The sequence below is a fragment of the Actinosynnema sp. NPDC091369 genome, from assembly GCF_044757065.1.
Taxonomy (GTDB): domain Bacteria; phylum Actinomycetota; class Actinomycetes; order Mycobacteriales; family Pseudonocardiaceae; genus Actinosynnema.
This window is the reverse complement of record NZ_JBIVUG010000005.1, coordinates 542,856-569,665: the sequence shown is the minus strand read 5'-3', so window position 1 is coordinate 569,665 and position 26,810 is coordinate 542,856. Positions and strand designations below refer to the sequence as shown.

At 73.7% G+C, this 26,810-nt stretch carries 23 protein-coding genes; 9 read left to right on the top strand and 14 right to left on the bottom strand.

Features of this window, described 5'->3' with window-relative positions; translation table 11 throughout:
• Window positions 1-114: 114 nt before the first annotated feature.
• Together ACIQMJ_RS22415 and ACIQMJ_RS22410 are read right to left on the bottom strand one after the other, a co-directional pair.
• Complete coding sequence (locus tag ACIQMJ_RS22415; RefSeq protein WP_499763075.1) at window positions 115-1,920, bottom strand: ABC transporter ATP-binding protein; 1,806 nt, start codon at window positions 1,918-1,920, stop codon at window positions 115-117.
• A 232-nt stretch (window positions 1,921-2,152) separates the two neighbouring features.
• Window positions 2,153-3,703 (bottom strand): tannase/feruloyl esterase family alpha/beta hydrolase, encoded by a 1,551-nt coding sequence (locus ACIQMJ_RS22410; protein ID WP_499762937.1) that lies wholly within the window; start codon window positions 3,701-3,703, stop codon window positions 2,153-2,155.
• Between the two features lie 185 nt (window positions 3,704-3,888).
• Between ACIQMJ_RS22410 and ACIQMJ_RS22405 the strand changes: the two genes are divergently transcribed.
• From ACIQMJ_RS22405 to ACIQMJ_RS22395, 3 genes are all read left to right on the top strand, one after another.
• Window positions 3,889-4,500 (top strand): CGNR zinc finger domain-containing protein, encoded by a 612-nt coding sequence (locus ACIQMJ_RS22405; protein WP_499762936.1) that lies wholly within the window; start codon window positions 3,889-3,891, stop codon window positions 4,498-4,500.
• Window positions 4,497-7,208: an AAA family ATPase gene (locus ACIQMJ_RS22400; RefSeq protein WP_499762935.1), complete on the top strand. Its 2,712-nt coding sequence runs from the start codon at window positions 4,497-4,499 to the stop codon at window positions 7,206-7,208. Before ACIQMJ_RS22405 ends, ACIQMJ_RS22400 begins: the two co-directional genes overlap by 4 nt.
• A 92-nt stretch (window positions 7,209-7,300) precedes the next feature.
• The gene (locus tag ACIQMJ_RS22395) at window positions 7,301-8,149 is read left to right on the top strand and encodes an alpha/beta fold hydrolase (RefSeq protein WP_499762934.1); all 849 of its coding nucleotides are present in this window, start codon (window positions 7,301-7,303) and stop codon (window positions 8,147-8,149) included.
• A gap of 49 nt (window positions 8,150-8,198) precedes the next feature.
• Here ACIQMJ_RS22395 and ACIQMJ_RS22390 read toward each other — a convergent pair whose 3' ends face one another.
• Window positions 8,199-8,630, bottom strand: a complete 432-nt coding sequence (locus tag ACIQMJ_RS22390) for an organic hydroperoxide resistance protein (RefSeq protein WP_499762933.1) — start codon at window positions 8,628-8,630, stop codon at window positions 8,199-8,201.
• Window positions 8,631-8,782: 152 nt separating this feature from the next.
• A complete protein-coding gene (locus tag ACIQMJ_RS22385) occupies window positions 8,783-9,649 on the bottom strand; it encodes a LysR family transcriptional regulator (RefSeq protein ID WP_499762932.1) in 867 nt (288 codons plus the stop codon).
• A 70-nt stretch (window positions 9,650-9,719) separates the two neighbouring features.
• Here ACIQMJ_RS22385 and ACIQMJ_RS22380 point away from each other — a divergent pair, with 70 nt between their 5' ends.
• Window positions 9,720-10,316 (top strand): short chain dehydrogenase, encoded by a 597-nt coding sequence (locus ACIQMJ_RS22380; protein ID WP_499762931.1) that lies wholly within the window; start codon window positions 9,720-9,722, stop codon window positions 10,314-10,316.
• A 117-nt stretch (window positions 10,317-10,433) separates the two neighbouring features.
• On the opposite strand, the gene ACIQMJ_RS22375 is transcribed toward ACIQMJ_RS22380, so the two are convergent.
• From ACIQMJ_RS22375 to ACIQMJ_RS22340, 8 genes are all read right to left on the bottom strand, one after another.
• Entirely contained in the window at window positions 10,434-11,786 is a 1,353-nt protein-coding gene (locus ACIQMJ_RS22375; RefSeq protein WP_499762930.1) for a mannitol dehydrogenase family protein, read from the bottom strand.
• A complete protein-coding gene (locus tag ACIQMJ_RS22370; RefSeq protein ID WP_499762929.1) occupies window positions 11,783-13,177 on the bottom strand; it encodes an MFS transporter in 1,395 nt (464 codons plus the stop codon). Before ACIQMJ_RS22370 ends, ACIQMJ_RS22375 begins: the two co-directional genes overlap by 4 nt.
• A complete protein-coding gene (locus ACIQMJ_RS22365; RefSeq protein WP_499762928.1) occupies window positions 13,174-14,187 on the bottom strand; it encodes an Ldh family oxidoreductase in 1,014 nt (337 codons plus the stop codon). The genes ACIQMJ_RS22370 and ACIQMJ_RS22365 overlap by 4 nt, the downstream gene beginning before the upstream one ends.
• Window positions 14,188-14,283: 96 nt before the next feature.
• Entirely contained in the window at window positions 14,284-15,030 is a 747-nt protein-coding gene (locus ACIQMJ_RS22360) for an IclR family transcriptional regulator (protein WP_499762927.1), read from the bottom strand.
• 24 nt (window positions 15,031-15,054) lie between these two features.
• On the bottom strand, window positions 15,055-15,957 hold the full coding sequence (locus tag ACIQMJ_RS22355; protein ID WP_499762926.1) for a GntR family transcriptional regulator: 903 nt from the start codon (window positions 15,955-15,957) through the stop codon (window positions 15,055-15,057).
• 19 nt (window positions 15,958-15,976) lie between these two features.
• Complete coding sequence (locus ACIQMJ_RS22350) at window positions 15,977-17,236, bottom strand: carotenoid oxygenase family protein (protein WP_499762925.1); 1,260 nt, start codon at window positions 17,234-17,236, stop codon at window positions 15,977-15,979.
• 89 nt (window positions 17,237-17,325) lie between these two features.
• Entirely contained in the window at window positions 17,326-17,913 is a 588-nt protein-coding gene (locus ACIQMJ_RS22345) for an LURP-one-related family protein (RefSeq protein WP_499762924.1), read from the bottom strand.
• Window positions 17,914-18,020: 107 nt separating this feature from the next.
• Window positions 18,021-18,914 (bottom strand): trypsin-like serine peptidase, encoded by an 894-nt coding sequence (locus tag ACIQMJ_RS22340; RefSeq protein ID WP_499762923.1) that lies wholly within the window; start codon window positions 18,912-18,914, stop codon window positions 18,021-18,023.
• A gap of 238 nt (window positions 18,915-19,152) precedes the next feature.
• On the opposite strand from ACIQMJ_RS22340, the gene ACIQMJ_RS22335 reads away from it, so the two are divergent.
• The 4 genes from ACIQMJ_RS22335 (at window position 19,153) to ACIQMJ_RS22320 (ending at window position 24,301) form a co-directional block, all read left to right on the top strand.
• Window positions 19,153-20,010, top strand: a complete 858-nt coding sequence (locus ACIQMJ_RS22335; protein ID WP_499762922.1) for a DnaJ C-terminal domain-containing protein — start codon at window positions 19,153-19,155, stop codon at window positions 20,008-20,010.
• 164 nt (window positions 20,011-20,174) lie between these two features.
• Window positions 20,175-21,191: a trypsin-like serine peptidase gene (locus tag ACIQMJ_RS22330; protein ID WP_499762921.1), complete on the top strand. Its 1,017-nt coding sequence runs from the start codon at window positions 20,175-20,177 to the stop codon at window positions 21,189-21,191.
• A gap of 71 nt (window positions 21,192-21,262) precedes the next feature.
• Window positions 21,263-22,384: a serine/threonine-protein kinase gene (locus tag ACIQMJ_RS22325; RefSeq protein ID WP_499762920.1), complete on the top strand. Its 1,122-nt coding sequence runs from the start codon at window positions 21,263-21,265 to the stop codon at window positions 22,382-22,384.
• A gap of 90 nt (window positions 22,385-22,474) precedes the next feature.
• Entirely contained in the window at window positions 22,475-24,301 is a 1,827-nt protein-coding gene (locus tag ACIQMJ_RS22320) for a serine/threonine-protein kinase (RefSeq protein WP_499762919.1), read from the top strand.
• Here the strand turns inward: ACIQMJ_RS22320 and ACIQMJ_RS22315 are convergent.
• Together ACIQMJ_RS22315 and ACIQMJ_RS22310 are read right to left on the bottom strand one after the other, a co-directional pair.
• Window positions 24,285-25,583, bottom strand: coding sequence for an RNA polymerase sigma factor (locus ACIQMJ_RS22315; protein ID WP_499763074.1), 1,299 nt, complete (start codon window positions 25,581-25,583; stop codon window positions 24,285-24,287). The two genes, ACIQMJ_RS22320 and ACIQMJ_RS22315, sit on opposite strands and share 17 nt — an antisense overlap.
• Window positions 25,580-25,999 (bottom strand): YciI family protein, encoded by a 420-nt coding sequence (locus tag ACIQMJ_RS22310; RefSeq protein WP_499762918.1) that lies wholly within the window; start codon window positions 25,997-25,999, stop codon window positions 25,580-25,582. Before ACIQMJ_RS22310 ends, ACIQMJ_RS22315 begins: the two co-directional genes overlap by 4 nt.
• Window positions 26,000-26,196: 197 nt before the next feature.
• On the opposite strand from ACIQMJ_RS22310, the gene ACIQMJ_RS22305 reads away from it, so the two are divergent.
• Window positions 26,197-26,772, top strand: coding sequence for a helix-turn-helix domain-containing protein (locus tag ACIQMJ_RS22305; protein ID WP_499762917.1), 576 nt, complete (start codon window positions 26,197-26,199; stop codon window positions 26,770-26,772).
• Window positions 26,773-26,810: the final 38 nt, after the last annotated feature.

Sequence of the window (26,810 nt, the reverse complement as noted above, 5' to 3'; positions counted from 1 at the left end):
ACTGGCCGGCTCGTCGGGCCGCGACCAGGTGCTGCCCGTTTCCCGGGCGGTGGGAAACGGGCAGCACGGCTCACTGCGGCACGGGAGTCCGCGGCGGACCCGGTCGGTGCGCCATCAGGCGCGGAGCGGTTTCGCGCCCACCGGGGTCGGGTGGCCGGCGGCCACGTCGTCCACCGCCGCCTCGTCCAGGAAGCCGCCCGACTGGTGGCGCCACAGCTTGGCGTATGCGCCGTCCACGTCGAGCAGCTCGGCGTGCGTGCCCTGTTCGACGACCCGGCCGCGGTCGAGGACGATCAGCTGGTCCATGCGCACGACGGTGCTCAGGCGGTGGGCCACGACGAGCGCGGTGCGGCCCTCCATGAGCTGCCACAGCGCCTCCTGGACCAGCACCTCGCTCTCCGAGTCCAGCGCGCTGGTCGCCTCGTCCAGCAGCAGCACCGGCGCGTCGCGCAGGATCGCCCGGGCCAGCGCGACCCGTTGCCGCTGCCCGCCGGACAGCTTGATGCCGCGTTCGCCGACCATCGTGTCGAACCCGTCGGGCAGCCCTTCGGCGAACTCCGTCACGTGCGCCGCACGGGCGGCGCGCAGGATGTCCGCGTCGGACGCGCCCGGCCGGGCGAAGGCGATGTTCTCCCGCAACGTCCGGTGGAACATGGCCGGGTCCTGCGGCACGTAGGCGATCAGGCTGCGCAGGTCGGCCTGGCGCATCCGGGCGATGTCCTGGCCGCCGATGAGGATGCGGCCCTCGTTCACGTCCACCAGCCGCAGCAGCAACCGGGTGAGGGTGGTCTTGCCGCCACCGGAGCGGCCGACCAACCCGACCCGCGTGCCCGCCGGGATGTCCAGGTCCAGCCCGGTGAACAGCGGCTCGCCGCCCGCGTGCGCGAAGACCACGCCGGCGAACCGGACACCGGAGTCCTTGACGCGCAGCGGCTCCGGCTCCTCCGGGTCGAGCACGGTCGGCTCTTCCAGCAGCAGTTCGGTGAACTGCGCGGCCTCGGTGAGCGCGCTCTCGAACCGCCGGTAGATCTGGTTGAACTCGAACATGATCCGGGTGGCGTTGTTGAAGTAGGCGAACGTCACCACGATCGCTTCCACGCCGAGCCCGCCGCTGACCCCGACCGCGACCGCGAGGCCGAGCACGTTGGTCAGCACCGACAGCGGTGCGACCACCGTGTCGATGCGCAGGTTGCCGTAGTCCCACGACCGCAGCGCCAGCACCCTGGTCTCCGCGGTGCGGGTGCGGTGCTCGGCGCTCTCGCGGTCCTCGGCGGCGAACGCCCTCACGGTCTCCATGTTCGCCAACGTGTCGGCGACGTGGCCGGACACCCGGGCGTAGGCGGCCTCCCGCTCGTCGACCAGGCGCTGGCGCCGGCGGATGAGCGGCGCGACCACGAAACCCGTGACGGCGATCAGGCCGAGCAGCACCACGACGAGCAGCGGGTGGTAGGTCCACAGCACGACGCACGCGAAGCCGAGCGGTATCAGGTTGGCGACGATCCGGAACGCCACCGTGTCCACGAACTCCTCGAAGCGCCCGGCGAAGCTGAGCACCCGCTTGGTGAGCGAGCCGGCGAAGTTGTCGTGGAAGAACGCGGCGTCCTTGCCGAGCAGGGCGTCCACGCCGAAGACGGACAGGTGCTCGATGCCGCGCCCGTCGGTGCGGTTGAGGCAGTGGACCCCGATGCGCCACAGCAGTTCGGCGAACAGCGCCAACCCGGCGAACGCGAGCAGGTAGGGCAGCACGGTGGCGAAGTCGGCGGCACCGTCCTCGGCGAGGCGGCCCGCGAGCGCGCCGATCGCCAGCGGGGCCAGGTAGAGCAGGCAGGTGTTGCCGAGCGCGGGCAGCACGAGCGCGCCCACGCCGAGGAAGCGGTGCCGCCTCAACTCCCGGCCGTAGAGGCGCAGGACGAGCAACACCGCCTTTTTGCGGTTGTTGACGGGTTTTTCGGACCTTGGCGCAGCCATCCGACTCCTTCCGGGGGCACCTTGGCGTCGCCGATGGTGCCGCACCGGACCGGGTGACGGCGATCGAATAAACGGCCCCGCGCCCGTTCCGGTGGTCGAATGCTCCTGCGCGCCAAGGAATTCGTCGTCGGAATCCCGGAACCACCGCCCGCGCCGGATCTCGACGCGGGCGGTGGTGGTGGAGTCAGTCGCGGGCGCAGCGGTAGCTGGACGCCACCGCGGGATCGCCGTACCCCCGGTACCGCGAAACCCGCGGGTACGCGCAGAGGTCGCGCGTGCGGCCGTCGGCCGTCACCGCCGGCAGGGTCGCCGGGGCCTTGCCGTGCTCGACCCAGTCCACCAGCGCGCCGAGCGGGTTCGTCGGGGACGGTCCCGCACCGCCACCGCAGTGCGCCGCGCCGGGTGCGAGGAACAGGCGGTAGAAGTCGTTCACCCGGTCGGGGCAGCCGAGCAGGCGGTCCACCCGGTCGCGGTAGGCGAGGGTGCCGCCGGGCGGGATCAGCTGGTCGGCCGTCCCGACGACGGTGACGAGCTTGCCGCCCGCCCGCCGGAACCCGCCGAGGTCGGCGTCCGAGGTGCCGATGACCCGGTCGTACTCGCGCACCGACTGCTGGAACAGCTCGGTGAACCGCTCGTAGGTGATCGTGGAGGTGTCGAACGCGGGCTGCTTGGCCAGGAAGGTCCGCACCCACGCCGTGGCCACCGGGAAGCCGGGCGCGAACGGCACGCCGTGCTCGTCGACCCGGGTGGCGGCGAGGCCGGTGAAGTCCGCGCCCTTCGGCAGGCCCGGCCACAGGCGCGCGCCGCCCGCGTCGGTCGGGCCGGCCCAGATCTTGCGCGCCACGTCCGCGTCCTGCGCCGTCACGGTGACCTGCCGGCCCTCGCAGAGCACGGTGGCGCCGACCAGCGCGCTCGGGTCGTAGTCGCACTCGTCCGGCCGGTCGACCACGCCGTCGGTGACGCCGTCCCGCGCGTCGCAGACCTCGACAGCCGCCTGCCGGAACGCGCCGAGGACGCAGTCGGTGGGGAAGTGGCGGTCGTTGTGCATCACGGTCTGCGGCCACAGGGTGGCGACCGCGAACCGCGCCCAGTCGATTGCAGGCGCGTCGGCGAGGATGCCGTCGAAGTCGCGCGGGTGGTCCTGCGCCTCGGCGTAGCCCTGGCGACCGCCGGTCGAGCAGCCGTTCCAGTACGAGCGCGTCACCGGGCGGCCGTAGAACGCCCGGACCACGTCCTTGCCGACCACCGCCGACTCGTGCACCGAGCGGGTGGCGAAGTTCGTGACCGGGGTCCGGTCGATCCGGCCGTCGGCGGTCAGGGCCCAGCCGGTGTCCAGGAACGTCAGCGGCACGCCGGCGTCCGTGGTCACGCCGACGTAGCCGTCCTTGACGGCCTGCACCAGCGGCGCGCCGAAGTCACCGGCGGTGTAGGCGCTGCCGCCCACGGCTTGCAGCCGGCCGGTCCACCCGGTGCCCGGCAGCGCCACCGCCACCGCGACGTGGTCGTTGCCGTCGTGGGTGAGCGTGACGGTGACCTCGCAGTACGGCGGCACGTCGGTGATGGGCGCGGGCTGCGAGAACGGGGTGGGCGGGAACGTGATGGTCCCGCCGGTCCGGTGCTCCGCCCGCACCGACTCGATCCGCGCGCCCGCCGGAGCGGGGACGGTGACCGGGGCGCAGGTGGTCTCGCCGACCTGGTGCGCGGGTTCGGCCGAGGCCGGCGCCACGAGCGCCACCGGCGTTATCGCGGCCAGAGCAATTTCGTCCAGAGCCTCATCGACTTCCTCATGGGTGTGCACGACCCCGAGCGGGGTCGTAGTGCGTGGTGAGGGAGTCGTCGGGCCCGAGACCGGGCCCGTCCGAGTGACGGCCGGGCCACCCTGTCACAGCTGTTCGCAACCTGTCAAACCGGTTATGCATTGTGCGGCTATTCATCACCTGTCAGACTGGTTACGTGGAGCACGCCTTCCCCTGCGGGGACCTCGCGCTGGATTTCGTGGGTACCCTCCGCGCCCGGCGCAACGCCGAGCCGCGGGAGGCGCTGGGCACGCCCGGTGCGCTCGACGCGTGGTTCGTCCAGGCCGGGGTGGTCGACTCCGCCCCCGGCAGCGGGCCGGGTGACCTGGCCGCGGCGGTGGCCCTCCGCGAGGCGATCTACGACCTCGTGCGGCGCCGGATCGTCGGTGAGCCCGGCGACCCGGCTTCGGTCGACCTGCTCAACCGGGTGGCAGCCCGGCCGCCGGTGGTGCCCCGGTTGGGTCCCGGCGGGCGGGTGACGACGGCGGGGACGGCGGAGCAGGCGTTGTCGTCCGTGGCGCGGCACGCGGTGGGGGTCCTGGGCGGCCCGGCGGCGGACCTGCTCAAGGAGTGCGGCCGGCCGGAGTGCACGCAGGTCTACGTCGACTCGTCCCGCGGGTTCCGCCGGGAGTGGTGCGCGATGGCGACGTGCGGCAACAAGATGAAGGCGCTGGCACACCGCGCGCGGCAACGCGGCAACCGACCGCTGCGGCCGGCGCGGCTGGGTGCCCGGTGACGGCGCTGCTCGGGCGGGAAGCCGAGCTGAAGGTCCTGGCGGAACTCGTGGACGGGCCGTGCGGGCACCGCGGCGTCCTCCTGCGCGGTGAACCGGGCATCGGCAAGTCGGCGCTCGTGGCGTCGGCCGTCGCCGCGGCGTCCATCGCGGGGCTGCGGGTGCTGGAGACGACCGGCACCGAGGCCGAGCGGCACTTCCCGTACGCGGGGTTGCACCAGCTGCTGTACCCGGTCCGGGCCGGGGTGGACGGGCTGCCCGCTCCTCAGCGGGACGCGTTGCGCACCGCCCTCGGACTGGCCGACGGCGTCGCGCCGAGCGTCTACCTCGTCGGTCTGGCCGCGTTGACCCTGCTGGCCGACGAGGCCACGACCAAGCCGCTGCTGGTCGTGGCCGAGGACGCGCACTGGCTCGACCGCGCGACCCTCGACGTGCTCGCCTTCGTGGCCCGCCGGATCGAGTCGGAACCGGTCGTGCTGGTGGCGGCGGTCCGGGACGGCGAGCGCTCGCCACTGGAGGACGCCGGCCTGACACCGCTGCCGGTCCAGCGGCTGTCCGACGACGCCGCCGCCGAGTTCCTGGCCTCGACCGCGCCCGGTCTCGCTCGTGCGGCCCGGGAACGCGTGCTGGCCCAGGCGGCCGGGAACCCGCTGGCGCTGGCGGAACTGCCCGCGGCGGCGCAAGGGGACGGCGCGGACGTGCCGCTGACCGACCGGCTGGAACGCGCGTTCACCGCACGGGTCGCGGCTCTGCCTGCGCGGACTCGGGCGGCCCTGCTGGTGGCGGCGCTGAACGACAGCGGTCTGGTCGCCGAGACGCTGACGGCCACGGGCCTGTTAGCCGCCGGGACCGGGGCTGCTCCGCCTGCCGGGCCCGAGCCGGGGTCAGGTGTGATCGGGTCGGATGTCCTCGCGCCCGCGGTCGAGGCGGGGTTGGTCGAGGTGATCGGTGCGGCGGTGGTGTTCCGGCACCCGCTGGTCCGGTCGGCGATTTCCGCCGGGGCCGGGGGTGGGGAGCGGCGGCGGGTGCACTGGGCGTTGGCGGAGACCGTTGGCGCGCAGGAGGACCGGCGGGCGTGGCACCGGGCCGCCGCGACCGCGGGGACCGACGAAGACGTGGCGATCGAGTTGGAGCGGACCGCCGAGCGGGCCCGTCGACGGGGTGGTGCGACGGCCGCGATCGCCGCGTTGGAGCAGGCGGCCAGGGTGAGCGGGTCCTCGGACCGGCGGGCGGCGCGGCTGTTGCGGGCCGCCGAGTCGGCGGTCGAAGCCGGTCGGCGGGACACCGCGGAACGGCTGGTGCGCGAGGCGGAGGCGCTGGACCTCGCGCCGCACCGGAGGGCCACCGCCGCTTGGCTGCTCAGCGGCTTCGAGGACGGCGTGCGAGAAGACGTCTCCCGCGTGGCCGAACTCGGCGCGCTGGCCGCGTCCATCGCGGACACGGGCGAGGTCGACGCCGCGTCCCGCATCCTGTGGGGTGCGGCGATGCGGTGCTTCTGGGTCGAACCCGGTCCGGACGCGCGCCGACAACTGCTGGACCTGGCCGACCGGCTGCCCCGCGGGCCCGCCGCGGTCGCGATCACCGCGTACGTCGCGCCGCTCGAACGCGGTGAGGCCGTGCTGGCCGCCCTGCGCGACCTGGTCAAGGACACCGGCGTGGACCCGGAGGTCGACCGTTACCTGGGCAGTGCGTCGGTGCAGATCGGCGCGTTCGACCTGGCGGCGCGCTTCTCGTCGGCGGCCGTGCCCGGGTTGCGCGCCCGGGGTCTGCTCGGCCTGCTGACCCGGGCGTTGGCGGTGCAGGCGTGGTGCCGGGCCCGGCTCGGCGACCTCACCGCGGCGGTGGGCCTGGCGCAGGAGACCCGGCAGCCGTTCATGGCCGGGCTGGCCGTGGCCGTCCAGGCGGAGATCGCGGCGCTGCGCGGTGACCACGGGCGGGCCGCCGCGCTGGCGGGCGAGGCGGAACGCATCGGGCTCGCCGCCGGTGCCCGCCCGGTCCTGGCGACCGCACGGCTCGCCACCGGCATCTCGGCGTTGGGCGAGGGCCGCTTCGAGGACGCGTTCACCGACCTGATCCGGGTGCACGACCCCGCGGACCCGGCCCACCACCTGGCCCTGCGCGCCTACTGCCTGCCGGAGCTGACCGAGGCCGCCGTGCGCGCCGGTCGGGCCGACGCCGCGCGGGACGTCGTGCACGACCTGGAGCGGTCGGCGACGCCGTCCCCGGCGCTGCGCATCGGGCTGCGCTACGCGCGAGCCGTCCTGGCGTCGAACGACGAGGCCGAACCGCTGTTCACGGCCGCGCTGCGGGCCGACCTGACCGGCTGGCCCGCCGAACGGGGCCGCGTGCACCTGGCGTTCGGCGAGTGGCTGCGCCGGCAACGGCGGGTGGTCGAGTCCCGGGCGCACCTGCGCACCGCCCGGGACGCGTTCGACGCGCTCGGCATGACCGCGTGGGGCGAGCGCGCCCGGCGTGAGCTGCGCGGCGCGGGGGAGTCGAGCCCGAACCGGGACCCGGACGCGCGGGAGAGGCTCACGCCGCACGAGCTGGGCATCGCACGCCTGGCCGCCGAGGGGCTGACCAACCGGGAGATCGGGCAACGGCTGTTCCTGTCGCACCGGACCGTCGGCACCCACCTGCACCGGATCTTCCCGAAGCTGGGCGTCACCTCCCGCGCCGACCTGGCGGAAGCCCTCCGAGCGCTCCCGTGACGTACACCGGGGACGTCACCCGACGGTCGCGGCGGCACCGGCGGCGTCCCTAGCGTCGCCACCGTCCACGGGTTTCGCACAGGGAGCTGGAAATGATCAGCAGGAGATCGTTCACCCGGGCCGTCGCGGTGAGCGCGGTCGCCACGTCGCTGCCCGCCGTGACGGCGACGACCGCCACCGCGACCGGGAACACCTCGCTCGGCCGGATCAAGCACGTCCGGGCCGGTGTGCTCGACATCGCGTACGCCGAGTTCGGCCCCCGCACGGGCCAGGCCGTCGTGCTGCTGCACGGCTGGCCGTACGACGCGCACAGCTACGTCGACGTCGCACCGCTGCTGGCCGCCGAGGGGTACCGCGTGCTGGTGCCGTTCCTCCGGGGCTACGGCGGGACCACCTTCCTGTCACCGGACGCGGTGCGCAACGGCCAGCAGTCGGCGGTCGCGCTCGACGTCATCGCGTTCATGGACGCGCTGCGGATCGACCAGGCGGTGCTCGGCGGGTTCGACTGGGGCGCGCGGACCGTCGGTGTCGTCGCCGCGCTCTGGCCGCGGCGCTGCAAGGCGATCGTCTCCGTGAGCGGGTACCTCGTGACGAACCTGAAGCGGAACCTGGAGCCGTTGCCGCCCGCCGCCGAGCGGGGTTGGTGGTACCAGTACTACTTCGCCACCGAGCGCGGCGTGCTCGGCTACCGCCGCGACCGCCACGGGTTCAACAAGTTGATCTGGCGCGAGGCGTCGCCGCGCTGGGACTTCGACGACGCCACCGTTCCCGCCATCACGATCGGTAGCGACTTCGACGGCGCGGCCGCGGACGGGTCGTCCTACCGGGACAAGTTCACCGGCCGGTACGACCACCGGGTCTTCGAGGGCATCGGGCACAACGTCCCGCAGGAGGCGCCGGTGCCGTTCGCGCGAGCCGTCGTGGACGCGGATCACCTCTGAACCGCGACGCACGCGCCCGGGGGGAGTCGGGCGCGTGCGTCCACCGCGGTCAGCCGACGGTGGCGTCGAGCGTGACCTCGATGTTCCCGCGGGTGGCCTTCGAGTACGGGCACAGCTGGTGCGCGCCGCGGACCAGCTCGTCGGCCGTCGCCTGGTCCACACCGGACGCTTCGAGGTGCAGCACCGCGCTGAGCTTGAAGTCGCTCGCGACGGCGTCGTGGTGCAGGGTGATCTCCGCGACCACGGCGAGGTCCGTCGGCCGGACCTTCTTCTCGGCCGCCACCCGGCGCACCGCGCCGACGAAGCAGGACGCCCACCCCGCGGCGAACAGCTGCTCGGGGTTCGTGGCGCCGCCCGCGCCGCCGAGCTCCTTCGGCACGGCGAGGGCGACGTCGAGCGCACCGTCGTCGGAGACCGCACGGCCCCCGTTGCGCCCCTCCGCGGTGGACGTGGCGACCGCGGTGTAAGTCACTTCAGACATGGCTTTCCTTCGTCGTTCCGGGAGTTCCTGGGCGGGCACCGCGGCGCTCGGACTTCATCGCGGTGCCCGGACCGAACAGTAGGAACGCGGTGGGAGGCGCGGCGAGCGTCGGACGACGTCATGCGTGTACGTCACCGGCCGCGTCAGCGCGCTCAGCCCGGTGGCACGTCCCGGAGCAGGGCGCGGGCGTGCTCGCGGAACGCCTCCGTGGCCGGGTGCGTGGCGGCGCGCGGCCAGACGATCCGCACCGCCACGGACCCGCCGTCGGTGATCGGCACGTAGCGGACGGCGGGGTGCGGGTGGCTGTGCGCGGTCGCCGACGCGGTCACGCCCACCGCGTCACCGGTGGCGATGGCGGTCAGCCACTCGTCGGTGTTGGCCACGTCGATGGTCGCGGGCCGCTGCCCGACGGGCCACAGCGCGGCGCTGGAGCTGCACGCGGCGGCGCAGAACACGACCGGGCGGTCGGCGAGCTCGACCAACCGGACACCCGGAGCCGACGCGAACGGGTGATCTTCGGGCACGGCCGCCACCCGCGGTTCGCGGTAGAGGTCCACCGAGGCGAGGTCGCGGTCGGGCGTGTGCGGCGAGCGCACGAACGCCACGTCGATCTCGCCGTGCCGCAGCGCGGTTTCCGGGTCGTCCAGGCGGAACATCCGCGCCTCGGTGTCCGGCCGGGCATCGCGCCAGCCGCGCAGCAACGGCACCGTGTGCCGGCCGAGCGCGGCCCACGCGAACCCGACCCGCAGCTCCCGCGGACCGGCCGTGACCTCGGCCAACGCGTCGTCCACCTGGGTCAGGATGCGGTGGGCGCGGGCGAGCAGGCGGGTGCCCGCCTCGGTCAGCGCCAGGCTGCGGGTCGTGCGCTCGACCAACCGGGCGCCCAGCCTGCGCTCCAACTGGTCCAGGGTCCGGGAGAGCGCGGGCTGGCTGATGCGCAGCGCGGTGGCCGCGCCGGTGATCGTGCCCTCGTCGCCGATCGCCGCGAACGCCCGCAGGTGCCGCAACTCCACGTTCATAACCGCGGAGCATAAGTGCTGCGCAATCGGCATTTCGCGAGTGGTGCGGATCGGCTCTAGCGTGATCGCCATGAAGATTGTTCTGATCGGTGCCGGTGGCACCCTCGGCACCGCCGTCCACACCGCCCTCACCGCCCGAGGCCACGACGTCGTCACGGTCGGGAGGTCCGGCGGCGACCTGCGCCTGGACTTCACCGACCCGGCGCAGACCACCGAGCTGTACGAGCGGGTCGGCCGGGTCGACGCGGTGGCGTGCGCGGCGGGCGGCGTGCCCTGGAAGAAGATCACCGAGATGACCGCGCAGGACTACCTGGACGCGTTCCGGGGCAAGGTCGCGAGCCAGGTCGAACTCGTCCGGCAGGGCGTCGGCCGGATCGCCGAACGGGGCTCGTTCACCCTGATCACGGGTGTGCTGACGCGTGAACCGGTGGTGACCGGCACCGCCGCGTCGCTGGCCAACGGCGCGGTGGAGGCGTTCGTGCGGGCCGCGGCGGTCGAGATCGCCCCGCAGCGCGTCAACGCCGTCAGCCCGACCGTGTTCACCGAGAGCCTGGAGGCGTACGGCGACCTGTTCACCGGCATGGAGGCCGTCGACGTGGCGAAGGCGGCCCAAGCCTACGTCCGGTCGGTCGAAGGCGCGCAGACCGGTCAGGTGTACGCGCTGTAGGACCGGTTCGGAGGTGCCCTCGGCGCGGCCACAGGCCGGGGCTCCGCGACTCAGGGACCCTGGTGGGCCACGTGCCCGGGGTCGGCGGCACGGTTCGCCCCTCGGCCTGGGCCCCGCTCAGCTCCTCCCGATCCGGCGCAGGGTGGCCGGCACCCCGTGCTGGTCGATCCGGCGCACCGCGTCCGCCAGCAGCGCGCGGAACGCGCGCGACTCGCGCAGCGGCAGCGGCAAGGTCAGCACGGGGAAGTCCTGCTGGTGCAGCAACCCGGCCACGGCCAGGCAGATCAGCCTCGGCTCGATCCCCGCGACCAGCAGGTCCACCGCCGGGTCCAGGAGCCGTTGGGGCACCTTGCGCAACGCGTCGGCGGCGATCTGGTCGAGGCGGTGCGTGAGGCGCGGGTTGGCCAGCCGGGTCAGCAACGCCTCGACCTCGCGCTCGTCCGGGCCCAGGCCGAACCGGCGCAGCGACGGGCCGGTCTCGGTGCGCAGCAGGCGTTCGGCGAAGTGGGCGAACTCGGGGCGGCCCAGGGCGTCGGCGGTGCTCGTGCAGCCGGCGAGCAGACCGAGGTGGGCCAGCGCCGTGTGCGTGCCGTTGACCAGTCGCAGCTTCGCGGCCTGGTGCGGCGCGATGTCGGCCACCAGCTCGACGCCCACCGCGTCCCACGCGGGGCGTCCGGCGGCGAAGTCGTCCTCCACCACCCACCGGCGGTGCGGCTCGCCGACCACGGCGGCCCGGTCCTCCAGGCCCAGCACCTCGGCGACGTGCGCGAGGTCGGCCCCGGTGGTGGCGGGCACGACCTGGTCCACCACGCTGGACGGGAACCGCACGTGCTCGTCGACCCAGTCCACCAGGTCGTGCTCGCCGCGGTGGGCGCAGAACTCGCGCACCAGCCGCCCGACCAGGCGGCCGTTGTCGGGCAGGTTGTCGCACGACACCACGGTCAGCCCGGGGTGCCCGCGCTCGCGTCGGCGGCGCAGCCCGCCGACGAGCTGGCCGATCGGCGTGCGGGGCGGCCCGCCCGCGAGGTCGGCCACCACGTCCGGGTCCTCGACGCGCAACCGGCCGGTGGCCGGGTCGTGCCGGTACCCGGACTCGGTGACGGTCATCGTGACCACGCGGGTGGCCGGTTCGGACAGCACGGTCGCCAGCCGGTCCGGCTGCTGCGCGGCCGGCAGCACCTCCCGGATGCTGCCGACCACGCGCAACCTGTCGTCCTCGGCTCCCCGCTCGGTCACGGTGAACAGGTGGTCCTGCTCGACCAGCGCGTCGACCAGCCGCCCGTTGCGCTGCGCCACCGCGCAGATGCCCCACGGCCCGGGCTCGACCCGCAGGGCCTGCTGCGTCAGCACCGCCTGGTGCGCCCGGTGGAACGCGCCCAGTCCGATGTGGACGATGCCGACCGGGGCGGCGGGCAGGTCGTCCGACAGCCACCCGGGCAGCCGGGCCGCCGACAGGCGGGGGTGCGTCACCGCGGCGCCACCCCCGCGGCGTCGGGGGCGGTGATGTCGACGTCCTTGCCCTCCGCCGACAGCAGGAACGCCACGAACGACACAGCCGCCGTCCCGATCATCCACAGCGCCACCGGCCGGCCCGCGCCGTCGGCCCCCGCGACCAGCGCGGCGGCCACCAGCGGGGAGAACCCGGCCAGCGCCGCGCCGATCTCGCGGGACGCGGCGAACCCGGTGTACCGGACGCGCGCGCCGAACAGCTCGGCGTAGAACGCGGGCTGCACGGCGATCATCGGCGCCAGGCCGAACGCCGTCGCCACCACCAGCGCGACCCAGATCAGCACCGGTTCGCGCGTGTCGAGCAGCAGGAAGAACGGGAACGCGAACGCCGCGGTGAACACCACGCCGAACAGGTTGAGCGGCCGTCGCCCGATCCGGTCGGACAACGCGCCGTAGACCGGTTGCAGCGCGATCACGACCACGCCGAACGCCACCACGCCGGTCAGCCCCACCCAGCGCGGCAGCTCCAACGACTTGGTGATGTAGGCCAGGCTGTAGGTGGCGTAGATGTAGACGATCGCGGTGTCGCAGATGTGCGCGCCGATGCCGATCAGGAAGTTGCGCGGGTAGCGGCGCAGCGCGTCGAACACGGGCAGCTCCACCGTCGTCCGCTGCCGGGCCATGCGCTGGAACACCGGCGACTCGGCGACCCGCAGCCGCACGTACAGCGCGACCGCGATCAGCGCGAAGCTGAACCAGAACGGGATGCGCCAGGCCCAGTCCAGCACGGTCTCCCGGGGCAGCGTCTCCACCAGCAGGAACACCAGCGTGCCGGACAGCAGGCCGAGCTGCACGCCGGTCTGCGCGAACGACGTGAAGAACCCGCGCCGGCGCGCGGGCGCGTGCTCGGCCAGCAACGTGGACGCGCCACCGAACTCCGCGCCCGCGCCGAGGCCCTGGCACATCCGCAGCGCGGTCAGCAGGATCGGCGCGGCCACGCCGATCGAGTCGTAGGTCGGCAGCAGTCCGATCAGGCCGGTCGAGACACCCATGACCAGGGTCGTGACCACCAGCGTGGAGCGGCGGCCGATGCGGTCGCCGAGGTGGCCGAACACGAAGCCGCCCAGGGGCCGGACCGCGAAGCCGACGCCGAAGGTCGCGAACCCGACGATCACGCCGGTGGCCGGGTCCTCGGTGACGAAGAACAGCTCGTTGAACACCAGCGTGACGGCGAAGCCGTAGATGAAGAAGTCGTACCACTCCAACGCGGTGCCGACCACGGACGCGCCGACGACCCGGCGCAGCCGCCTCCCGTCGGACGGGTGCGCCCGCACCGCGCCGTCCTCGTCCGGAGCTTCGGCGCGGTCGGCTTCGGCGCGGTCGGCTTCGGCGCGGTCCGCGGCCCCGGTCATGTCGTGCCCTCCTTAGCCTTGAGCAGGCCGTGCAGCTCCCGCCAGGTCTCGTCGTCGATCGGGATGCCGTCGCGCAGTCGCGCGCGGCGGGTGCGCGCCTCCGGTTCACCCGGCACCAGCACCTCGTGGCCGCCCTCGGCGGGCGGCGTGCGGGCCAGCTCGCGGCAGAACAGCTCGGCCTGCTCGCGGAACCGCTCGACCGGGGTGAGCGCGCCGATGTCGACCGCCACCAGCACGGTTCCGAACCCGCCGCGGTAGCCGGGCAGGCTGCCGATGCCCATCCCGGTGAGCAGGCCGCCGACCACCTCGATCAGCACGCTCAGGCCGTAGCCCTTGTGCCCGCCGAACGGCAGCAGCGCGCCACCGGCGTAGAAGTCGCCGGGGTCGGTGGTCGGCCGGCCGCCCGCGTCCAGGACCAGGCCCTCGGGCACGCGTTCGCCGCGGTCGCGGGCCACCGCCAGCTTGCCCTCGGCGACGCCCGACGTGGCCCAGTCGACCACGATCGGCGGGCGGTCCGCGGCCCGCGGCGCGGCCCAGGCCAGGGGGTTGGTGCCCAGCCGCCGCTCCCGGCCGCCGTGCGGCGCGACGGTCGGGTCGGCGTTGCCGAACGCGAGCGCGACCAGGTCGTGCTCGGCCAGGAAGCCGACGTACTCGCCGAGCCTGCCGACGTGGTTGCAGTCCTGGATCACCGCGACGCCGCTGCCGTGGGTGCGGGTCAGGGCGCGCAGCTCGCGGGCCGCGACACCGGCGGCGATGCGGCCCAGCGCGCGGTTGCCGCGCACCACGACCGTGCCGGGGCGCGGGTGATCGACGTCGGGGCGGGCGCGGGGGTCGATCCGGCCGTCGCGGATGCGGGCGACGTAGTCCACGAGCCGGCGCACGCCGTGCGAGTCGTGGCCGGTCAGGTTCGACTCCACGAGCGAACCCGCGACGGCCTTGGCGTCGACGAGGTTCGTCCCGGCGTCGAGCAGGACCCGGATCGCGAGCTTGACGAGTTCGCTCGACGTCACCTTCACGTTCCGCCTGACGGAATGAGGTTCCATCGTCATGCCTCCACCATGACACGGCTCGCCCGCTTTGTGAAGCGGGTCACAGGGTGGTCCGGTTCAGCAGGCGCCCAGCGCCCGCGACACCTCGGCGGCGGCGCGCACCACCAGCTGCGGCAGGTCGTGGGGCTCTTCGGCCAGGTCCACCAGCGCCGCCGCCGACACACCGCCGACCACCTCGCCGGTGTGGTCCACCACGGCCGCGCCGTACGCCCGCACGCCGGCCTCGTTCTCCTCGTGGTCCTCGGCGTACCCGCGTCGCCGGACCGCGGCCAGCTCGGCGAGCAGGGCGCGTTCGTCGGTGATCGTGCGCTCGGTCCGGGCGGGCAGGCCCGTGCGGCGCAGCAGCGACCGGACCTCGTCGTCGGGCAGGGCGGCGAGGATCGCCTTGCCGATGGACGTGCAGTGCAGCCGCAGCCCCATGCCCACGCGGGAGGCCAGGTGGTAGGGCCGCACGCCCTCCTCCTTGGCCACGTACACCGCCTCGTCGCCGGACCTCAGCGCCAGGTGGACCGTCCACCCGGTCCGCTCCTGGAGGTCGCGCAACGTCGGGCGGACGTGCCCGGCGACGTCCAGGCGCTGGAGGAACCGGCCCGCGAGGCTGAGGATGCGCGGGCCGCCGAGGTAACCGCCTCGCCCGTCGGCCCGCGCGAAACCGCGGTGCACCAGAGTTTGCAGGATCCGGTGCACGGTCGGCTTGGGCAGGCCGGAGGCGTCGGCGATGTCGGCGATGCGCGAGTGGTCGGCCAGCGCTTCCAGGACGCTCAGCGTCTTCTCGGCCGCGGACAGCGGTGCGTCGCCACTCATGGCCTCAATGTAAGCCAGGTCCGATCACGTGCCGCGGACCCGCGGGAGCCCGGCGGGCCGGTGCACGTCGATCACCGCGGTCAGGCCGTCGAGCAGGCGTTCGAGGCCGAACGCGAACAGCGACTCCAGGTCGAGCTCCGTGCCGGGCGCGGTGACCTGGGCGATCAGCGGCGCGTCGACGGCGAGCCGGGCCGTGATCCACTGCCTGCTGGTCATCCCGGTGTCCAGCTCGGCGCCGGCCTCGCTCTCGATGTTCACCGCCGTGCCGCGCACGTGGTTGACCAGAGCGGCGTAGACGTGCAGGCGGGTGCCCTCGTCGAGGTCCAGGCCGTCGAGCGCGCGCAACGTCCACCGCGCGTACGCGAGCATGCCCGGCAACGTCGCCGGGCGGACGATCGACACCAGTCGCGGCAACCAGGGGTGGCGCTGGTAAGCCGCCCACTGCAACCGTGCGGCGACCCGCAGGTGGGAACGCCACCCCGGCGGCGGGTGCGGGTACTCGATCTCGGCGAACGCGGCGTCGGCGATGAGCTGGGCGAGGTCCGCCTCGGCGTCGAGGTGGCGGTGCAGCGCCACGGTGGCGACGCCGAGCCTGGCCGCGAGCGCCCGCGGGGACAGCGCGGCCAGGCCGTCAGCGTCGGCGATCTCCGTGGCCACCCGGATCACGCGGTCGCGGTCGAGACCGCCGGCCGACCGCGACGGGAGCCTGCGCCGGGCGACCACCGCGCCGACCCGGGTGGTGGACTCGATGGCGCCCGCCTGCTTCAGCGCGGCCAACGCCTTGGTCGCGGTGGCCATGGCGACGCCCCACTCGCGCATGATCGCCCTGGTGGTGGGCACCGGGTCGCCGGGGCGCAGCTCGCCGTCGGCGATGCGGCGTTCGAGGTCGGCGACGATCCGGAGGTACGGCGGTCGCGGATCGGTCACGACGGCATCCTGCCGGCTGTCAGCGGTCGGGCAGCCAGTTGCCGTGCAGGCCGAGCGGCACCCGGACCGGCAGGTGGACGCGGGCGACCGGGGCGCCGGTGAAGTCCTGGGCCGAGAGGATCACCAGGTCGCTCGCGTTCCGCACGGGGTCGTGCACGTAGGTGAGCAGGTACCCGTCGTCCTCGCCCGCGCCCGCGGCGGCGAACACGGCCTCGCCGACCGCCTCGTCCCGGCCGAACCCGTGCACCTCGGTGGTGCCCCGGTCGAAGTCGTGCTTGACCAGCGCGTTGGTGAAGGCGTCGTCGGCCGGCGTGCCCTCGGGCGTGAACGGGATGCCGTACAGCGCGGTCGCGGCGGAGTAGCCGTACCGGTGGGGACGACCGGTGCGGGACTCGTTCAGGCGCGGGAAGTCCTGCGGCCGGTCGTCGAGGCGCCGTTGCCCGACCCCGTCCGGCGTGATCGTCCAGCGGTCCAGCGCGGGGCGGATCGCGCCGGGGTCGGCTGGGTCGAAGGGCCCCTCGGCCGTGACCACGTCCACCACGACCGAGTCGCCGTCGTCGTAGGCGTTGAGGGTGTGGCTGACGTGGACGGGGTCGATGTCCAGCCAGCGCACGTCGCCGCCGGTCCGCGGCATGACGCCGACCCGGGTCGGGTGGTCCGGCAGCCAGCGGCACCCGAACCCGTCGAAGCCGATCGGCGTGTCCCACAGGACCACGTGCTTCCCGGTGAGCGCGAAGTCGTGCATGAACGGCGTGCGCGTCATGGGGACGGTGGTGCTCCTCGCGACGCCGCCGCCCGCGTCCACCACGATGTGCTGCACGAAGTGGTGGCCGGGCATGTACGACAACGAGTGCAGCTCACCGGTGACCGGGTCGTGCTTGGAGTGGGCACCCACCGTGAAACCCGCCGGCGTCGCGCCGAGGGCGCACGGGCCCACGGTGTTCAGCTCCTCGTCCAGCTCGGCGGGTGGCAGGCCGCCCTCGGCCAGCGCGAACGTCCGCCCCGCGTGCTCGATCACGTGCACCATGGGCGCGAAGCCCGGTGTGCGCACGAAGCGGTTGCGGTACCACTCCGCCCGGCCGTCGCGCAGCCGCACGCCGTGGACCATGCCCTGGCCCATGCCCCACAGGTGCACCGCGGGGTCCTCGACGCCCAGCGGGTTCGGCCCGTTGCGCAGGTAACGACCGCGCAGGTCGGCCGGGATGCGCCCGGTGACGGGGAGGTCGTGGGCGGTGACCTCTTCGGTGACGGGCGCGAAGGGCCCTTCGAGATACCTCATGCCGACAACGTATGAGGGAGATCGTCGGAACCCTTCGACGTCACGGCGAACGCCCGCCCGTGCACTAGTGCAGCGGGCGGGCCGCGGCGTCAGCGCGACTGGAGGGCGTCCACGGCGACGGCCTGGGCGATCACCACGCGGCGGTCCACGTACGGGTCGTCGATCCGGATCAGGTAGTGGTCGCGGATCCAGGTCTTCTTGTCCACGCTGAACACCGGCTGACCGTTGCGGGTGAAGTCGAAGTGGTAGCGGAACGGGAACGGCAGGTCGTTGACCAGGGGGAGGAAGCCCCACAGCCGGCGCAGGACGGCGATGCCGTGGTTGCGCTCGCGGCCGGTGGCGGTCGGCGCGCCCGGCTGGTCGAGGTGCCAGGTGGAGTTCGTCAGCGACTTGCCGAAGTCCTTGCGGAACAGGCCGATGGGCTGCCCCGCGCCGTCGGTCACGTCGTAGCCGCTGCCGAGGTCGATCACCTTGCGCGCGCGGAACCCGGCGAGCACCTGGTTGCGGCTCGCGTCGGTGTAGATGGTGACCTGCTCCTTGAACGCCATCCGCTTCTGCTCGACGAACGCCACGAGCGGCCCGGGCTCGCCGCCCTGGTCGGCGAAGATCTCGTAGCGGTTCACCATCAGGGTGACCTTCTGGTGCATGTGCAGCAGGTTCATCGACGGCGAGAGCATGGTGGTCCCCCTGGACTCCGGTGGTCCCGAAGTTTCTCACCCGACCGGATGAAGATCACCACAGGGGACCGCGGTGGTGGGCCGGTCGCCCGGCCCACCGACCCGGGTCAGGCGGCCTGCGCCTGGTTGTAGAGGTTCTGGGCGTCCGCGCCGAAGTACGGGCCGAACATCCAGTTCGGGAACAGGTTGATCTTGTAGCTGTTCACCGAGTTGACCGTGCCGGTGCCGGTCGCCTCGGAGAACGCGCGGAACCACGGTCCGCCGCTCGCGCCACCGGTCATGTCGCACGTCATGCCGATGCCGTTGCTGAGGAAGGCGTTGAACGTCCGCCCGCTGCAGTAGACGAGCTTGGTGCCGTCGTACGGCGCGGCGGCGGGGTAGCCGAACGCGTAGGTGTTGTCCGCCTTCGGCAGGTTGAACGCGATGCCCTGCGCGCCGACGACGTCGGTCAGGGACTGGCCGTTGAGCTGGCCGACGACGATGGCGCCGATGTCGTAGTTGATGTCCTCGCTCGCGTGCCACTGCGGCGTGGCGAACGTGGCGCGGGCGGCCCACGTGCCGTACGGGGCGTTCCCGTTGTCGTAGGCCGGGACGAAGGCGACGTTGGTGTGGTAGGCGCCGTCCAGCTTCACGCAGTGCCCGGCCGTGACGACCGTGCTCTTGTTGGCGCTGGTGACGGCGTTGCCGCTGCACGAGGCGTTGCGGCCCTGGTAGGTGAAGAACACCCGGCCCGCGGTCTTGACGACCGCGCCGCCGCCCGTCCACGCGCTGCCCCCGCTGGGGAAGGCCAGCGGAGCCACGGTGGTCGGCTCACCGGTGCGGACGGTGGGGCGCACGGCGGACAGCGGCGCGGTGCGGATGTCGAGCGGAACGGCGGCGCGCATCCGTTCCGGTGTCCAGTAGGCGTCGGCCGAGGGCGCGGACTGGGCCGGCGGGACGGCGATCAGCGACAGGGTCAGCGCGCTCGCCAGGGTGAGCAGTCGTGTCACGGCACGGTTCATGATCTTCCACCTTTCGTGGGTCGATCAACGGCAGGGACCGTGCACTGGAAATTACTCAGCGCAACGCCCCCGCGTTTCCGGCGAACGGGTGAGAACTTTTCGTATTAACCGTGGACGGCCGCGAAGTTCCGCCCGGAATGCGCGGCAATACTCCGGTCGGGTGAAGTGCCGGCGTGCGGAAACCCCGCGGCCGCGCGGTTCGTTCGGCGGATGTCAGCCACTCGGGAGGTGAAAGACCGTGGCCGACCGCGACCACTACGCGACGCTCGGGGTGTCCCGGAGCGCGAGCCAGGACGAGATCCAGCGCGCCTACCGCGCCCTGGCCCGGCGCCACCACCCCGACCTCGATCCGGAGCCCGGCGCGGACGAGCGGTTCCGGGCGATCTCCGAGGCGTACCGGGTGCTGTCCGACCCCGGGCGGCGGCGCCGCTACGACGCGTCGAGGCGGGTGTCCGCGCCGGGGCGTCCCGGGCGCGGACCGGTCGGCGACCAGCTGTGGGTCAGCGCGGGCGCGGGCTTCGGCACGGGGTTCGGGTTCGGCGTGGACGACCTGTTCGGCGGCGGGCGGTCGGTCCGGGGCGTGGACCACGAGGCCGACCTGGAGCTGACCGTCGAGGAGGTCTGCCGGGGCGGGCGGCGTGCCCTCACCCTGCCCGGGGGCCGCACGTTGCGGGTCGAGATCCCGCCCGGCGTCACCGACGGGCAGCGGATCAGGCTGCCCGGTCACGGCGGGGCCGGTGTCGGCCGGGGCGCGGCGGGCGACCTGTACCTGGTGGTCCGGGTCGCGTCGCACGACCGCTACCGCGTCGAAGGTCGGGACGTGCTGGTGGAGCTGCCGCTGACGCCGTGGGAAGCGGCCCTGGGAGCCACCGTCGGGATCGACGCGCCGGGCGGGCCGACCGAGGTCGAGGTGCCGCCCGGGACGTCGAGCGGGCAGCGGCTGCGGTTGCGCGGCCAGGGCCTGCCCGATCCGCGCGGCCCGGCCGGTGACCTGTGCGCCGAGGTGCGCATCGAGGTCCCCGCCGCGCTCGACGAGACCGAACGGCGGCTGTTCGCCGAGCTGGCCGCCACGTCGACCTTCAACCCGCGCGCCTGACGTGCCACCCGGCTATTCGGTCGAGTCCGCTGTACGGCGAACGGCGCACGTCGTAGCGTGAAGTGGCATTGCCCGAACCGCATTCGCAGGCCGGGCGGCAACACGATTCTGCCCACGGGGAAGTGGTCGAAATGGCTTACGCACAAGGGGAGTCGCATGACTTCATGACGCTGGACGAACTGGCCGAAGCGGCGCCGGTCCCGGCCGAGGAGGACATGCCCGAAGAACTGAGAGAAATGTTGCACGCCAATTCCGGGCCGTTCCTGCGCTCGGCGGCACGGCCGCGGGCGGAGTTCGGCACCGTCGAGGTGCCCGGCGCGCCCGGGACGTGGCGGATCGTCGACGACGAGCGCGAACGACTGCACACCACCATCCCGGGACGCGAGCAGACCGAGCTCACCGCGGCCGACGTGGCCGAGGCCGAAGCGGCGTCCGAGACCGCGGGCCACCGGCCGCCGTGGGTGCCGCTGGAGCACATGCCCCGGCTCACGCCGTTCCGCGCGGACGGCCGGCTGTTCTTCGAGCCGAGGGCCGTCGAGGAGACCAACCGGCTGGCCTACCCCCAGCGGACCGTCGGCATCGTGCTGAGCAGCACCGGGTTCCGGGGCAGCGGAGTGCTCGTCGGCCCGAACCTGATGCTCACCGCCGGGCACGTCGCGCCGTGGGGGCAGAGCTCGTGGAGCATGGAGTTCATCCCGGCGTTCCGCGAGGGGGACCGGCCGTTCGGCAGCTCGTTCGTCGAGGCTTACCGGGGTTTCAACACCGGCAGCGAGGTCAGCGGCAAGGACTACGTGATCTGCAAGCTCTACAACCCGCTCGGCACCGCGATCGGCTGGATGGGCACCAAGTCGTTCGGCAACGAGGACGAGTACTACCGGCGCCGCTACCTCACGTCGGGCTACCCCGGCTCGTTCGGCACCCGGCCGGCCATCGAGTTCGACCTGGGCGTGCGGGACATCGACAACGACAGCCCCGGCCTCGAGCTGGAGTTCGCGCTGCGCGCCGACGTCGGCCCCGGCTGGTCCGGCGGTCCGCTCTGGCTGCCCGCCGAAGGACCGGCCGTGGCGGGCGTCTACAGCGGCCGGGAAACCGACGAACTGGACCCGAGGCGGCACGTCTTCGGCGGCGGAGGGGGGATGGTCGACCTGGTGAAGTTCGGTTTGGCGAACTGGCGCCCGTAGTCCGCGAGTTTGCCCCCGGCGGGGACGGGGCACCTGAGGGAGTCCCGTGTCCCCGGCCGGAAGGTGTCGCCGTGTCGCTCCCTGTCAGTGGCGAGCTGTTGGCCGGGCGGTACGAGCTGGCCGGGACGCTCGGCGTCGGTGGGATGTCCGAGGTGCTCCGGGGGTGGGACACGGTCCTGCGGCGAGCCGTCGCGGTCAAGGTGTTCCGCCCCGAGGCCGACGACGACACCGGCCGGCGGTTCGACAACGAGGCGCGCACCCTCGCCCGGCTGTCGCACCCCGGACTGGTCGCCGTGCACGACGCGGGCGTCAGCGACGGCACGGCGTTCGTGGTGCTGCAACTGGTCGAGGGGCGCACCCTGCGCGACCGGATCGCCGAGGGGCCGCTGTCGGTGGCCGAGGTGCGCGAGCTGGGCGCGCGGCTGGCCGACGCGCTGGCCTACGTGCACGAGCAGGGCGTCGTGCACCGGGACGTCAAGCCCTCCAACATCCTGCTCGACGCCGATGGCACGCCGCACCTGGCCGACTTCGGGCTGGCGCACCTGGCCGACACCACCCGCTTCACCCGCACCAACCAGATGGTAGGCACGGCCGCCTACCTGGCCCCGGAACAGGTCCGGGGGGACGAGTTCGGCCCGGCCGCCGACGTCTACTCGTTCGGCCTGGTGCTGCTGGAGTGCCTGACCGGTCGCCGTGAGTACCCGGGCGGTGACGTGGAGTCCGCCGTGGCGCGCCTGCACCGCCCACCGGCCGTGCCCGACGACCTGCCCGCCGACCTGGTGCGCCTGCTGTCGTTGATGACCTCCCTGTCGGCGCGCCGCCGACCGTCCGCGGCCGACTGCGCCCACGTGCTGCGCACCGGCGAGACGACGACGCTCGTCACCGCGCCGCCGCCCCGCCGGCACGCGACGGCGCTCGCCGTGTCGGCCGCCGGGCTGCTGGGCGCGCTGGGCCTCGCCTGGGCGATGGTGCCCGACCAGGCCCCGGCCACGTCCGCGCCCGTGGAGACCACGCCGCAGACCGTGGTCCAGAGCACGACGCCACCGCCGAACGTCCCGGTGGCCGCCACGGTCACGACCGAGGTCGTCGTGGAACAGCCAGCCGCCGGCCCGCAGGAGAGACCCGTGCCGCCCGGCCAGGTCAAGGGGGAGAAGGGGAAGGGTCCGGGCAAGACCGGGAAGGGCAAGCCCTGACCCGGAGCACCCGCGATCAGGTCCGGGGAACCCGTCGGGGTCCGGCCGCGTCGGTCCTGGAGTGGCGGCGTGGTGGAACCCGGGGGAGTGATGGCGGAGGCGTTCGGGCCTTATCGTGTCGGCGAGCTGCTGGGCCGCGGTGGCATGGGCGACGTGCACCGCGCCTACGACACGGTCCACGACCGGGTGGTGGCGTTGAAGCGGCTGTCCGCCGTGCACAACGACGACGAGGAGTTCCGCGCCCGGTTCCGGCGTGAGTCGCGGATCGCGGCACGGCTGCGCGAGCCGCACGTCATCCCGATCCACGCCTACGGCGAGATCGACGGGCGGCTCTACCTGGACATGCGGCTGGTCGAGGGCCGTGACCTGGCGGCGGTCGTCGAGGACGGTCCGCTGGATTCGGCGCGGGCCGTGCGGCTCATCGCCCAGGTCGCGGGCGCGCTGGACGCCGCGCACGCGGACGGCCTGGTGCACCGGGACGTCAAGCCGTCGAACGTCCTGGTCACGCCGGACGACTTCGTGTACCTGGTGGACTTCGGCATCGCCCGCAGCGCGCTGCCCGCCGGCACCCACCTGACCGCGTCCGGCGCGGTGATCGGGACCCTGGACTACCTGGCCCCGGAGCGGTTCGGCAACGGTGCGGTGGACGGCCGCGCGGACGTCTACGCCCTGGCCTGCGTGCTGCACGCGTGCGTCACCGGCCGCCGCCCGTTCGAGGCGGACAGCGCCGCCGCCCTGCTCTGGGCACACCTGCAACAGCCACCACCCGCCGCCTCCACCGCCAACCCTGCCGTGCCACGTGCGCTGGACGACGTGATCCGCCAGGGCATGGCCAAGGACCCGGCCGACCGCTACCCGACGGCAGGCGCACTGGCCACGGCCGCCGCCCAAGCACTCACCGCACCACCGCCGCCCTCGCCGCAACCCGCTCCGGCTCCCGGCACGGCGTCCGCCAGGCCACCGGCCCCGGCCTCGGTCCCGGCTTCACCTGCGGGTCCGGGCCAGGCACCGGCCCTGGGCTCGGCTTCCGGTGCGGCTGCCGCTCCGCACCGGGCGTCGGCCCCAGTTCTGGCCCCGGCTCCGGCCTTCGCCACCGCTTCAGGTCCGGTTCGGGCTCCGATGCCGATCTCCACGCCGACCCCGGCTCCGCTCCCGACCCCGCCGTCCGGCACGGCTCGGGCTCGGGTTCCGGTCACGATTCCGGGCCCTCCCGTCCCGCCGCCGCGCAGCCGGAAGGTCGCGCCGCTCGTCGCCGGGGCGGTGGGGCTGCTGCTCGTGGCGGTGGTGCTGGTCTGGTCCGTGGACTGGAAGCGCGGCGGGGGACTGGCGAACCCGACCACCACCACCGCCACCACAACGCCGACCACGAAAGTCACCACTACGACAACCGCCACGGCGGTGACCTCGAAAACTACAACCACCACGAAGGTCGACCAACAGGTCACGGTCCTGCTGGGACGGCTCCCCGCCGTCTACCGGGACAACCCGAGCTGCGTGCCCACGCCGTCGAGCGCGGGCGTCGCGGCGACCGTCACGTGCGCCAAGGCGAACTCCGCGCACTTCCGCTTCCCGCCCCCGGACCAGGCGGTGTTCCACCTGTTCGCCGACCGGGCCGCGCAGGACGCCCACTTCAAGGCCCTGGTCGACGCCCACGGCATCCCGCGCGACGACAGCCAGGGCGGCTGCCGCCCCCTGACCAGGTCGGCGCACTACGCCCTGTACTACCGGCCCGAGCGCGACCCCGCACCCGGCGAGTACACGACCTGCTTCGTCGCCGACGGCGTCGGCCAGGTGTGGTGGGTCGACACGCGGACCACGACCACGGGCGTGCTGCAATCGTCGACGGCGCTCGAGCCGGACGCGCTGGACCAGCTCGGCTACTGGTGGAACGGCATGATCCTCAGCTCGACGTCGTGAGGTCGGCGATCTTGCCCGCCAGCACCGCCCGTTCCCGCTCGTTGCCGCACAACCGCACGGCCCGCTCCAGCTCGACCCGCGCCTCGTCCACCCGGCCGAGGCGGCTCAGCAGCTCGCCGCGCACGCTGGGCAGCAGGTGCGAGTTCGCCAGCGCCTCGGACCCGACCAGATCGTCCACGATCGCCAGCGCGTCCGCCGGCCCCCGCGCCATGGACACCGCCACCGCCCGGTTCAGGTCGACCACCGGCGACGGGACGAGCCGGCCCAGCGCCTCGTACAGCAGCACGATCCGGTCCCAGTCCGTCTCCTCGACCGACGGCGCGACGGCGTGGCACTCGGCGATGGCCGCCTGAAGTCCGTAAGCGCCCAGCCCCCGGCCCGCCTGCTCGGCACGGGCCAGCGCGGCGCGTCCGCGGCGGATCGCGGCGTGGTCCCAGCGACGGCGGTCCTGGTGCTCCAGCAGCACGGACTCGCCGTCCGGACCCGTGCGGGCGGGGAACCGCGCGGCGGTCAGCTCCAGCAGCGCCAGCAGGCCGTGCACCTCGGGCTGGTCGGGCACCAGCCGGGCCAGCACCCGGGCCAGGCGCTGGGCCTCGCCAGCCAGGTCGAACCGGATCAGGTCGTCGCCCGAGCTGGCCGTCGAGCCCTCGGTGAAGATCAGGTAGATGACGTTGAGCACCGAGCCGAGCCGCGCGGTGCGCTCCTCGGCCGTCGGCACCGCGAACGGCACGCCGGCCGCGCCGAGCGCCTTCTTGGCCCGGGTGATCCTGGCCTGCGCGGTCGCCGTCGGCACCAGGCACGCCTTGGCGATCTCGTCGCTGGTCAGGCCACCGACCACGCGCAGCGTCAACGCCACCCGCGCCTCCCGCGACAGCACGGGGTGGCACGAGATGAACATCAGCGCCAGCACGTCGTCGTCGATCTGGTCCGGGTCCCACAGCACGTCGTCGGCCGCGGTGGTCTCCCCGCCGGTGACCGCGCCGCCCTCGCCCAGGTCGCGGGCGAGGACGGCGTACTTCTCGTCCAGGGTGGACCGGCGGCGGAACGCGTCGATCGCACGCCGCTTGCCGACGGTGAGCAGCCAGCCCGCCGGGTTGCGCGGCACGCCGTCGCGCGGCCAGGTCACCAGGGCCTCGGCCAGCGCCTCCTGCGCCAGGTCCTCGGCCAGCGCGAAGTCGCCGGTGTAGCGGGCGAGCGCACCGACGATCCGCGCCGACTCGATGCGCCAGACGGCGGCGACCGCACCTCGGCCGGTGGGGTCGCTCGCCGTCGTGCCGCTCAGAGCTGACCGGTGGCTTCCCGCCACGCCCGCTCCTTCTGGATCCACTCGTTGTCCTGGGGGAACTCGTCGATGGTGGTGACGCGGCGGACCTCGGTCTTGAAGCCGGGGCCGGTGATCGGCTGGCGCTTGGCCCACTCGACGGCCTCCTCCTTCGAGGCCACGTTGAGGATGTAGAAGCCGTTGAACAGCTCCTTCGTCTCGCCGTACGGGCCGTCGGTCACGACCGGAGGCTCCGACGAGTAGTCGACCACCACGCCCTCGGAGGCGTCGGCGAGCCCTTCGGCGGCGACCAGCACGCCCGCCCGGATCAGCTCGTCGTTGAACCTGCCCATGGTCTCCAGGATCTCGTCGAAGTCGATCTCGCCCATGCCCGCGAAGGCTTCGTCGGTCGCGCGCATGATCAGCATGTACTTCATGGTCGAAAGTCTCCTCGGCCGTCATCCGGGCCCGCTCCGGACCCCGTCACCCCTGGGTCGAACGGGCCGTGCCGCGGATCGACACACCCGCCGAACTTCCTCCGGGAGAACGCGGGCAGCCTACTTCGGGAAGTGCTCCACACCGTCGCACGGCGCGCCCGTGGCAAGGGCGCTTGCCGGTTTGGCAAGCTGTGCGGGTGGACGACGACCTGGACGGTGTGCTGACCGCCGTGGGCCCGCGGTTGCGCGCGGTGCGCCGGGCTCGCGGGGTCACGCTGGCCGAGCTGGCCGAGGCCACCGGCATCTCGGAGAGCACGCTGTCGCGGCTGGAGAGCGGCCGGCGGCGACCGAACCTGGAGTTGCTGCTGCCGCTGGCGCGGGCGCACGGCGTGCCGCTGGACGAACTGGTCGGCGCACCGCCCACCGGCGACCCGCGCGTCCACCTGCGGCCGGTCCGCCGCCACGGCATGACGTTCATGGCGCTCAGCCGCCGTCCCGGCGGCACGCAGGCGTTCAAGATGGTCATCCCCGGCGCCCTGCACGACGCCGTGCCGGAGCCGAAGACCCATGAGGGGCACGAGTGGCTCTACGTCCTGAACGGACGGCTGCGCCTGGTGCTCGGTGAGCGGGACCTCGTCCTCGCGCCCGGCGAGGTGGCCGAGTTCGACACCCGCGTCCCGCACTGGCTGGGCACGGCGGACGCCGCACCGGTCGAGCTGCTGATCCTGTTCGGCCCGCAGGGTGAGCGCGTCCACCTGCGCACGCGGACCTGACCCGGGGACGGCGAAGCGGGCCGGTGTGCCCCTCACTT

What these genes read in the sequence shown, in the direction of transcription:
- ACIQMJ_RS22340 (WP_499762923.1), bottom strand. Translation starts at nt 18,914, where the DNA reads ATGAACCGTGCCGTGACACGACTGCTCACCCTGGCGAGCGCGCTGACC.
- ACIQMJ_RS22385 (WP_499762932.1), bottom strand. Translation starts at nt 9,649, where the DNA reads ATGAACGTGGAGTTGCGGCACCTGCGGGCGTTCGCGGCGATCGGCGAC.
- ACIQMJ_RS22350 (WP_499762925.1), bottom strand. Translation starts at nt 17,236, where the DNA reads ATGAGGTATCTCGAAGGGCCCTTCGCGCCCGTCACCGAAGAGGTCACC.
- ACIQMJ_RS22395 (WP_499762934.1), top strand. Translation starts at nt 7,301, where the DNA reads ATGATCAGCAGGAGATCGTTCACCCGGGCCGTCGCGGTGAGCGCGGTC.
- ACIQMJ_RS22370 (WP_499762929.1), bottom strand. Translation starts at nt 13,177, where the DNA reads ATGACCGGGGCCGCGGACCGCGCCGAAGCCGACCGCGCCGAAGCCGAC.
- ACIQMJ_RS22360 (WP_499762927.1), bottom strand. Translation starts at nt 15,030, where the DNA reads ATGAGTGGCGACGCACCGCTGTCCGCGGCCGAGAAGACGCTGAGCGTC.
- ACIQMJ_RS22330 (WP_499762921.1), top strand. Translation starts at nt 20,175, where the DNA reads ATGACGCTGGACGAACTGGCCGAAGCGGCGCCGGTCCCGGCCGAGGAG.
- ACIQMJ_RS22380 (WP_499762931.1), top strand. Translation starts at nt 9,720, where the DNA reads ATGAAGATTGTTCTGATCGGTGCCGGTGGCACCCTCGGCACCGCCGTC.
- ACIQMJ_RS22310 (WP_499762918.1), bottom strand. Translation starts at nt 25,999, where the DNA reads ATGAAGTACATGCTGATCATGCGCGCGACCGACGAAGCCTTCGCGGGC.
- ACIQMJ_RS22345 (WP_499762924.1), bottom strand. Translation starts at nt 17,913, where the DNA reads ATGCTCTCGCCGTCGATGAACCTGCTGCACATGCACCAGAAGGTCACC.
- ACIQMJ_RS22390 (WP_499762933.1), bottom strand. Translation starts at nt 8,630, where the DNA reads ATGTCTGAAGTGACTTACACCGCGGTCGCCACGTCCACCGCGGAGGGG.
- ACIQMJ_RS22320 (WP_499762919.1), top strand. Translation starts at nt 22,475, where the DNA reads ATGGCGGAGGCGTTCGGGCCTTATCGTGTCGGCGAGCTGCTGGGCCGC.